Raw genomic sequence first — 9,020 nt, forward strand, 5'->3', positions numbered from 1 at the left:
ATCACCGTTTCTTTTCGCACCTGGCCGACATTTGGCGGACGGCGGCGGCGGTGCCGCTCGCGCCGGTGCTGCTCGTCCAGGCGCGGCGCACGGCCCGCGGCACGCCGCGGCTCGCCCCCGCGACCGGCGCCGAGCACGGCGTCGCGGGCTCCGGCGCGCCCGCCTTCCGGCTGCTGGTGATCGGCGACTCCACCGCCGTGGGCGTGGGGGCGTCGGCGCACGCCGAGGCGCTGCCCGGCTTCCTGGCCGCGGCGCTGCGCGAACGGCTCGGCCGGAGCGTGGCCTGGTCGGTCGCCGGACGCAGCGGGGCGACGGCCCGCCGGGTGGTCACCGACCTGGTGCCCGCGCTGAACGGCACCGCCCCCGATCTGGTGGTGGTCACCGTCGGGATCAACGACCTGATCCGGCGGCGCCCGCTGCGGGCCTGGGCCGACGACCTGGCCGCCCTCATCACCGGGGTGCGCGGCGCGTACCGCGACGCGACGGTGCTGCTCGCGGGGATGCCGCCGGTGCACCGGTTCCCGGCGCTGCCGCAGCCGCTGCGGCTGGTGGTCGGCGCCCGGGCGCGCGCCATGGACCGGATCATGCGGGAGGCGGCCCGCGCGCACGGCGCCGTCCACGCGCCCATGGACGAGGCCATGGCGCGCGACCGGAGGCTGTTCGCCTCCGACGGCTTCCACCCCTCCCCCGCCGGCTACCGGGCGTGGGCCGACGACCTCGCCCGGGCCGCGGCGCCCCACGTCCCGGCGGGCGCCCTGGCGCAGGGGCGGCCGTCGTGAGGGGGACGTTCCGGGCGGCGGTGGAGGCGCGCGACCTCGCCGCGATCGCTCGGACCCTGGATCCGGACATCGAGCTCCACAGCCCGGTGGTCGTGCGGCCCTACCGGGGCCGGGACGCGGTCGTCCGGCTGCTGCGCGTCCTCATGGAGATCTTCGAGGACTTCCACTACATCGACGAGCTGGTGAGCATCGCCCCGTCCGCTCCGGACGGTCCGCCGCCGGGCCACGCGCTGATCTTCCGCGCGCGCGCCGGGGGCACCCGCGTGCAGGGCGTGGACCTGCTGAGGTTCGGCGACGACGGTCTGGTCACCGAGCTGACGGTGATGGTGCGGCCGCTGCCCGCGGCGATGACCTTGGCCCGGCTGGTCGGCCGACGGCTGGAGCGGCCCGCGGCGTCCGCCCGCTGACCGCGCGGCGGCCCCGAACGCGATGGACCCGCACGAGGGGGTCGGATTCATGGACAGACAGACGCACACGCCCACGCACCCCGTCCAGGCGCGGCTGTCCCCGGCGCACGGGATCGCCGCCGACCTGGACGCCTACCTGGGCGACCCGATGGACGACGAGTCCGGGCCGTTCTCCTACAAGGCCATCGTCGAGGCCGAGGAGCGCGACGAGCTGCCCCCCGGCGCGGTCGAGGCGGTCCGGGCCTGGGGCTTCCCCGCCTACCTGGTCCCGCGCCACCTCGGCGGACGCCTCACGTCCCTGGAGGAGCTGTTCCTGGTCACTCGCGCCGTCTCCCGGCGGAGCGTCACGGTGGCGGTGATGTACGGCTCGGGGCTGCTGGCGGTCAACCCGGTGTGGCTCTGGGGCGACCCCCGGCAGCAGAAGACCGTCGCCGAGGGAGTGCTGCGCGGCGACCTGGCCTGCTTCGGCGTCTCCGAGGCCGACCACGGCAGCGACGTCACGGCGTGCGAGGCCCGCGCCGAGGCCGACGGGGACGGCCTGGTCCTCACCGGCGTCAAATGGCCGGTCGGCAACGCCACGCGCGGGCGGTTCGTCACCGCCTACGCCAAGACGGCCCCGCGCGACTTCTCCCTGCTGCTGGTCGACAAGGAGGAGCTGGACCCGGCGAGCTGGTCGGCGCTGCCGCCGGTCCGGACGGTGGGCCTGCGCGGCCACGACCTGAGCGGCGTGGAGTTCGCCGGGGCGCGGCTGCCCGCCGGATGCGTCATCGGCCGGCCCGGCGCCGGGCTCGTCCAGACGCTCAAGACGCTGCAGATCACCCGCACCGCCATCGCGGCGCTGTCGCTCGGCACCATGGACGCGGTGGTGCGCATCGGCATGGACTACGCGCGGCGGCGCACGCTCTACGGGGCGGAGATCTACCGCATCCCGGTCATCCGCGACCTGCTGCTGAAGTCCCACCTCGACCTGCTGATCGCCGAGTGCACCGCGCTCCCGGTGGCGCGGGCGCTGACGGTGGCGCCCGAACGGCTCAGCCTGTGGTCGTCCATCGTCAAGTACTTCGTGCCCGTGCAGGGCGAGGAGGTCGTGGCCGCCATCGGCACCGTGCTGGCGGCCCGCGGCTACCTGCGGGAAGGCGTGGCCCACGGCGCGTTCCAGAAGCTGCAGCGCGACCACGCCATCGCGAGCGTGTTCGAGGGGACGACGCACGTCAACCTCGCCAACGTCGCCGCCCAGCTGCCGTACCTCGTCGTGGACGCCGCCGGCGGCGCGACGGACCGCGAGGCCGGAGGCGACCTGCTCGCCGACCTGTTCACCTGGACGCAGGCGCCGCCGCCCTGGCGTCCCGACGGCCGCGCGCTCCGCCTCACCAACGAGGGCCGCGACGAGATCGGGGCGCGGTTCGAGGAGACCGCCGGGGCCGTCGTGGCGGAGGCCGCGGTGCACGCGGCCCCGGGCGTGGCGTCCGCCCTGGCCGACCTGGTGTCCGTCATCGACGACCTGCGCGCCGACCTGCGCAAGGGCGTCCTGTCCGCCCCGGAGGACAGCTCCTCGGTCGCTGCGCTCGGCCGGGCGCGGCGCTACTGCGAGATCCACGCGATGGTCTCGTGCATGCTCACCTGGCTGCACAACCGCCGCGTGTTCGGCGGCGCCTTCGCGGACGGGCGGTGGCTCGTGCTGTGCCTGCACCGGCTCCTGCAGCGCGTCCGCCCCGACACCGCGCTTCCCGAGGAGCACGTGCCGCCGCTGGAGGAGGCGATGGCGCGCTGCCGCGACGAGCGCCGGTGGTTCTCCCTGACGGCCCTGGCCGACGACCTGCCGTCCCCGCTGCCGGAGAGGTGAGACCGATGCGGGAGCGCAGCGATTTCGTGTCGGTCGTCCGGGACGCCGCCCAGGCGCACGGCGACGGGCGGGGCTTCACCTTCGTCGACGAGGAGCCGGGTCCGGGGCGCCGGTACCGGTCGGCCGACCTCGGATTCGCCGAGCTGGAACGGCGGGCGCGCGCCTTGGCGCGCCTGCTGGAGGAGCGCGGCCTGCGGGACGCACCCGTCCTGCTGCTCTACCCGGAGGGGCTGGAGTTCCCTGCGGCGTTCCTCGGCTGCCTGTTCGCGCGGGCCGTCGCCGTCCCGGCGCCGCTTCCCGAGCTCGACGCGGGCCGGGCGCAACGCACCCTGCGCATCATCGAGGACGCCGGCATCACGTGCGTCCTCACCGACGCGGCGCACCGCGAGGCCCTCGACGCGTGGCTGTCGGGGGCGGGGCTGACAGGGCGGGTCCGGTGTCTGGACACCGAGACGATCTTGACCGGCGCCGGTGTCGATCCGGACGGCTGGTCCATGCCGCGCATCGACGCGGACACCCCGGCCTTCCTGCAGTACACGTCGGGCTCGACGAGCGCCCCGAAAGGCGTGGTCGTCACCCACGGGAACCTCCTTCACAACGGAGAGGAGATCAAGCGCCGCATCCGCGGGTCGGCCGACACCGTGGGGGTCGGCTGGGTGCCGCACTTCCACGACATGGGGCTGGTCGGGCAGCTGCTCGAGCCGCTGTACCTCGGGTGCCGCTACGTGTTCACCTCGCCGATCGCGTTCATCAAGCGGCCGGTGCTGTGGCTGGAGCTGATCACCCGGTACCGGGCGACGATCACGGTCGCGCCGAACTTCGGCTACGAGCTGTGCCTGCGCCGGGTCACCGACGCGCAACTGGACGGCCTGGACCTGTCCTCGCTGCGGACGGTCAAGAACGGCGCCGAGCCGGTCCGCGCGGCGACGCTGGAGCGGATGGCGGCGCGTTTCGGGCCGGTCGGATTCCGGCGGGAGGCCTGGATGCCCTGCTACGGGATGGCCGAGACGACGCTGCTGATCAGCGCCGCGCCGTTCGGCTCCGGACCGGTGATCCGCTCCTTCGACGCCGAGGCGCTCGCCCGCGGCGAGGCCGTCCCCGTCCCGGCGCCGCTCGCGCGTCCCGCTCCCGCGCCCCCGAGGCGCCTCGACACCGCGTCCGCGACGCCCGCCGAGGCTGCGGATCCGGCGCACGCCGACACCACGTCCCCGACGCTTCCCGACACCACGTCTCCGACGGACACCAACGCCGCCGACCCAGGGCACGCCGACACTGTCTCCCTGGCGCATCCCGACACCGTGCGCCCGACGCACACCGACACCGTGTCCCCTGCGAACGCCGACGCTACAGACCCGACGCACGCCGACGCCGCGTCCTCGGCGTGCGTCGACGCGGCGTCCTCGGCGGATGCCGGGGCTGCGGACGCGACCTTCCCTGAAGCGAAGGTGCGGCGGCTGGTGAGCAGCGGACGCCCGGTCACGCTGGACGTGCGCGTCGTCGATCCGGGCACCCGCGTCCCGCTTCCGGACGGACGCGTCGGCGAGATCTGGGTGCGCGGCGGCAGCGTCGCCCGCGGCTACTGGCGCGACCCGGAGGCGACGCGCGCGGTCTTCGACGCCCGGACGGCCGACGGGGCCGGCCCCTACCTGCGCACCGGGGACCTGGGGTTCCGCCTGGACGGCGAGCTGTACGTCACCGGGCGCATCAAGGACGTGATCATCGTCAACGGCCGCAACCTGTACGCGCACGACATCGAGGAGGCGGCGCGGGCGGCGCACCCGGCGGCGCGCACCAGCGCCGCGTTCAGCCTGGACGCCCCCGACGAGCCGGCCGCCGCGGACGCGGGCGGCGCCGAGCAGGTCGTCGTGGTGCAGGAGATCAACCCGGCCGCGGCGGACGGGACGCCGCTGGAGGAGCTGGCCGCGCGCACCAAGGAGCGGGTGGCCCGCGCGTTCGGGCTGCCCGCGGTGAGCGTCGTGCTGGCCGCGCGGGGCGCGGTGCGGCGGACCACCAGCGGCAAGATCCAGCGCCGCCTCACCCGGCGGGACTTCCTGGAAGGGCGCATCGCCGCGCTCGCCGCGGACCTCGCACCGGGCGCGGCGCCGCCGCCGGCGCGGACCGCGGGGGCGGGCGGCCACATCCGGCACTCCGCCCATCTGAGAATTTCTTAGTCAAAACGGTGACTGTTCCGATAGGTGGGTGCTAACGTCGGACACCACCCTGAGTCAAGCAGGGAGACATGGGCCATGGCGCTACGTCATGCGGTGCTCGCGGCGCTGCTCGACGGCGAGTACAGCGGCTACCAGCTGGCGAAGATCTTCGACGTGTCGGTCTCCAATTTCTGGCACGCCGTGCCGCAGCAGCTGTACTCGGAGCTGGCCAAGCTGGAGGCCGAGGGGCTCATCCGCGGACGACGGGTCATCCAGCACGACCGTCCGAACAAGCGCGTCTACACCGTCACCCAGGCCGGGTTGGAGGAACTGGAGCGGTTCGCCGCCACCCCGGCCAAGCCGGGCATCATCCGGGAGAACCTGCTGGTGATGGTGCAGGCCGTGGACCACATCTCCGCGGCGCCCGTGATCGAGCAGCTGGAGGAGCGGGCGAAGATCGCCGCCGCCAAGGTGGAGATCTTCCGGCGCACCCTCGAGCACCTGCGCGGCGACATGGACGAGGAGACGTACCTGCGGCACGGCTCCCCGATCGGCCCCTATCTCACCTGCCTGCGGGGCCTGCGGTTCGAGCAGGAGAACTACGAGTGGTTCACGAGCACCGCGCGGCTGCTGCGCGAGCGGACCGCGGCCCGAGCCGAGGAGGGCGCATGACCGCGCCGCCCCCTGAGCGCCCCACCCCGAGGAGGCGTCCACCATGTCGGGCGAACATCGCACCATCGAACGACCGAGAAGCGACCCCCTGACCCTGAGCGCGAAGGCGCCTCCCCCGGCGACCGCCGCGTTCCCGATCCACCCCGCGTCCCCGTCTCCCCGCACCGCCCGAGTCCCGCTGGGCGAACTGGACCTGCGCGCGACGAGCGCCTCCGTTCCCCGCGCCCGCGCCTTCTGCCGAGCCCTGCTGACCGCCGAGGGCGCCGGATTCGCCTTCCCCCACGTCCGCGACGACGCCGAGATCCTGGTGTCGGAGCTGGTCACCAACGCCGTCCGCCACGCCGCCGGCGCCTGCCCGGGCGCCGGCGCGCTCCGGCTGCGCCTGCTGCGCGTCGGCGCCCTGCTGCGCATCGAGGTGCACGACCCGAGCCCGTCCGCCCCGCGCACCCGGCGGGTGGACCTGCTGGAGGAGACGGGCCGGGGCTGGCTGCTGGTCGCGGCGATCGCCGACCGGCACGGCGCCGAGCAGACCGCCCGCGGCAAGTCGGTCTGGTGCGAGCTGCGCGCCTGGCCGCACGCCGGCCCCGCCTGATCGCGGCGTCCGGCGCTCGACGCGCCCCCCGCTGCCGCACCGCCGAAGCCACTGTGACCGCCCCTTTCCGGAACGGACGCGCCATGCGGGTTTACATGTCGATTTACGGATCGTCAGAAACGCCACGGAGACGGCTGAATCGGCAGCGATGGGGATGTCAATGTCCGTGGACTGGTACCGGGCGGACGGGAGCCCCGCCACGGCGGACGAGGCGCAACGGCTCCTGCTCGACGCGGACGCGCGCCTGCTCGCCCAGGACGTGATCCGCGTCGGGCCGGTCGTGGTGGCCGTCTCCACCTGGTTCACCGTGACCGACCTGGGATTCGCCGCGAACGGAAGGCCACTGCTATGGCAGACACTCGTATCCGACCCGACGACGCACGTCGACGTCGGCCGGTACACCACGCGGGAGCGGGCCGAACGCGGTCATCGGGAGGCGGTGGCGATGATCACCGCGCGGCTCCGCGACCTGGTCGCACGCGCCGCCACCGGTGAGGAGTGACGTGATGGCCGACGAGGAATCGGTGCCCTTCCCGCCGGACGCCGCGGCCGGCGACGCGCCGGGCACCGGACGCAAGGGAGAACCGGACAAGGGCGGGGCGCCCCGCGCCGGCCGCCGCAAGCGTTCGATCCGCCTGCGGATCACCGGTCTGCTGGTGGTCCCGCTGGCGTCGCTGATCGCGCTGTGGGCGTTCGCCGCGAACCTCACCCTGGGGCCCGCGTTCGACAAGTACGACTTCTCGACGACGTACGAGAAGATCGTCCGGCCGGGCCTGTACCTGGTGAACCAGCTCCAGCAGGAGCGTTCGCTGAGCGTCGTGGCGATGGCCGGGCGCGACCCGCAGCACCGGCGGCGCCTGGCGGCGCAGCGGGCGCGGGTGGACGCCGTCCAGCAGGTGTTCCGCAGGAGCGCCCTGTCCGACGAGGCGCGGGACGCCGCCCAACCGGAGACCGAGCGGCGCCTGGCCGAGGCGCTGCGGTGGCTGGACCGGGTGCCGCAGTACCGCGGCCGGGTCGACTCCGGCGACGCGGACGCGCTGGAGATCATCGACTCCTACAGCGCCGTCCTGGACAAGGTCATCCAGGTGTTCAGCAACCTGGTGCTGGTGAACGACCTGGCGATCTTCGAGCAGGGCCGGGCGCTGATCGGCGTGGGCAACGCGCGCGCCTACATGATGCGCCAGGACGCGCTGATCTCCGGGGTGCTGCTGCGGGACGGGCGGCTCACCCCCGCCGAGCACCTGGCGTTCGTCCAGTGGGCGGCGGCCGGGCGGCGCGAGTTCGACGCCGGGATGGCGGACCTGGACGGCGCCACCCGCGCGCCGCTGCAGCGCCTGGTCGACTCGCCGGAGTACCGGCGGTACCGGGCCGCCGAGTCCGCCATCGTCGCCTCCTCCGGGGGGCGGCTGCCGCCGGAGGCGGCGACCTGGCAGGCGACCACGACGCAGCTGGCGCGGGCCTGGGAGCAGCAGCTCACCCAGGCGAGCGCGGCGCTGAACGACATGGCCGAGCCGATCGGCGACCGGATCGTGCGGCGGCTGGTGCTGGCGGGCGGGTTCGGCCTGCTCGCGGTGGTCGCGTCCGTCGTGCTGTCGCTGCTGGCGGCGCGCGGGCTGTCGCGCGAGCTGCGCGGTCTGCAACGCGCCGCGCTCGACCTGGCCAACGACCGCCTGCCCCGGGTGGTGGCGCGGCTGCGCCGCGGCGAAGAGGTCGACGTGGAGGCCGAGGCGCCGCCCCTGCTCATCGGCAAGACCAAGGAGGTGTCACGGGTCGGCGAGGCGTTCACCCAGGTGCAGCGCACCGCGATCGACACCGCCGTGCGGGAGGCCTACCTGCGGCAGGGCATCAGCCGCGTGTTCCTCAACGTCGCCTGGCGCAGCCAGTCGCTGCTGCACCGCCAGCTGCACATGCTGGACGAGATGGAGCGCCGCACCTCCGACCCGGAGCTGCTGGAGGACCTGTTCCGTCTCGACCACCTCACCACCCGCATGCGCCGGCACGCCGAGGGCCTGGTCATCCTGTCCGGCGCGACCCCGGCCCGGGGCTGGAGCAGGCCCGTGCACGTCGAGGACGTCCTGCGCGCCGCCGTCGCCGAGGTGGAGGACTACACCCGCGTCGAGGTGGTCGTGGTGTCCGGCGGCGCCGCGCTGATCGGCGAGGTGGTCGCCGACGTCGTGCACCTGCTCGCCGAGCTGATCGAGAACGCCACGGTGTTCTCGCCGGCGCCGACCGAGGTGCTGGTGCGCGGCGAGATGGGCGCCAACGGGTTCGCGGTCGACGTCGTCGACCGCGGCATCGGGCTGGACCAGTCCGAGCTGGAGGCGCTGAACCTGCGGCTGTCGCAGCCGCCCGAGTTCGACCTGGCCGTCAGCGACCGGCTGGGGCTGTTCGTCGTGGGGCGGCTCGCCGGGCGGCACGGCGTCAAGGTCGCGCTCCAGCCGTCGCTGTACGGCGGCGTCAGCGCGGTCGTGCTGATCCCGCGGTCGCTGATCGTGGAGGTGGAGCATCCCGAGGACGAGGCGGTCGCCGGGGCGGCCGCGCGGCCCGGGCCGCCCCGGCCGGCGGGCCCGCGGGCCG

The 9,020-nt window shown here is 74.6% G+C and carries 8 protein-coding genes; all 8 read left to right on the forward strand.

Features of this window, described 5'->3' with window-relative positions; genetic code table 11:
- Positions 1-50: 50 nt before the first annotated feature.
- The gene (locus AR3_RS08495) at positions 51-779 is read left to right on the forward strand and encodes an SGNH/GDSL hydrolase family protein (RefSeq protein ID WP_217998495.1); all 729 of its coding nucleotides are present in this window, start codon (positions 51-53) and stop codon (positions 777-779) included.
- On the forward strand, positions 776-1,186 hold the full coding sequence (locus AR3_RS08500) for a nuclear transport factor 2 family protein (RefSeq protein WP_083951119.1): 411 nt from the start codon (positions 776-778) through the stop codon (positions 1,184-1,186). Before AR3_RS08495 ends, AR3_RS08500 begins: the two co-directional genes overlap by 4 nt.
- A gap of 49 nt (positions 1,187-1,235) precedes the next feature.
- Positions 1,236-3,029 (forward strand): acyl-CoA dehydrogenase family protein, encoded by a 1,794-nt coding sequence (locus AR3_RS08505; protein ID WP_067911160.1) that lies wholly within the window; start codon positions 1,236-1,238, stop codon positions 3,027-3,029.
- Between the two features lie 5 nt (positions 3,030-3,034).
- Positions 3,035-5,200: a fatty acyl-AMP ligase gene (locus AR3_RS31665; RefSeq protein ID WP_067911121.1), complete on the forward strand. Its 2,166-nt coding sequence runs from the start codon at positions 3,035-3,037 to the stop codon at positions 5,198-5,200.
- Between the two features lie 75 nt (positions 5,201-5,275).
- Positions 5,276-5,851, forward strand: a complete 576-nt coding sequence (locus tag AR3_RS08515) for a PadR family transcriptional regulator (protein ID WP_067911124.1) — start codon at positions 5,276-5,278, stop codon at positions 5,849-5,851.
- A 43-nt stretch (positions 5,852-5,894) separates the two neighbouring features.
- The gene (locus AR3_RS08520; RefSeq protein WP_067911126.1) at positions 5,895-6,443 is read left to right on the forward strand and encodes an ATP-binding protein; all 549 of its coding nucleotides are present in this window, start codon (positions 5,895-5,897) and stop codon (positions 6,441-6,443) included.
- A gap of 160 nt (positions 6,444-6,603) precedes the next feature.
- Positions 6,604-6,945 (forward strand): hypothetical protein, encoded by a 342-nt coding sequence (locus AR3_RS08525; RefSeq protein ID WP_067911129.1) that lies wholly within the window; start codon positions 6,604-6,606, stop codon positions 6,943-6,945.
- A gap of 4 nt (positions 6,946-6,949) precedes the next feature.
- Positions 6,950-9,020 (forward strand): sensor histidine kinase (locus AR3_RS08530; RefSeq protein WP_157406636.1); only part of this gene is annotated, 2,071 nt, incomplete at its 3' end.

The sequence above is a fragment of the Actinomadura rubrobrunea NBRC 15275 genome, from assembly GCF_001552235.1.
In the GTDB taxonomy this organism is placed as follows: Bacteria; Actinomycetota; Actinomycetes; order Streptosporangiales; family Streptosporangiaceae; genus Spirillospora; species Spirillospora viridilutea.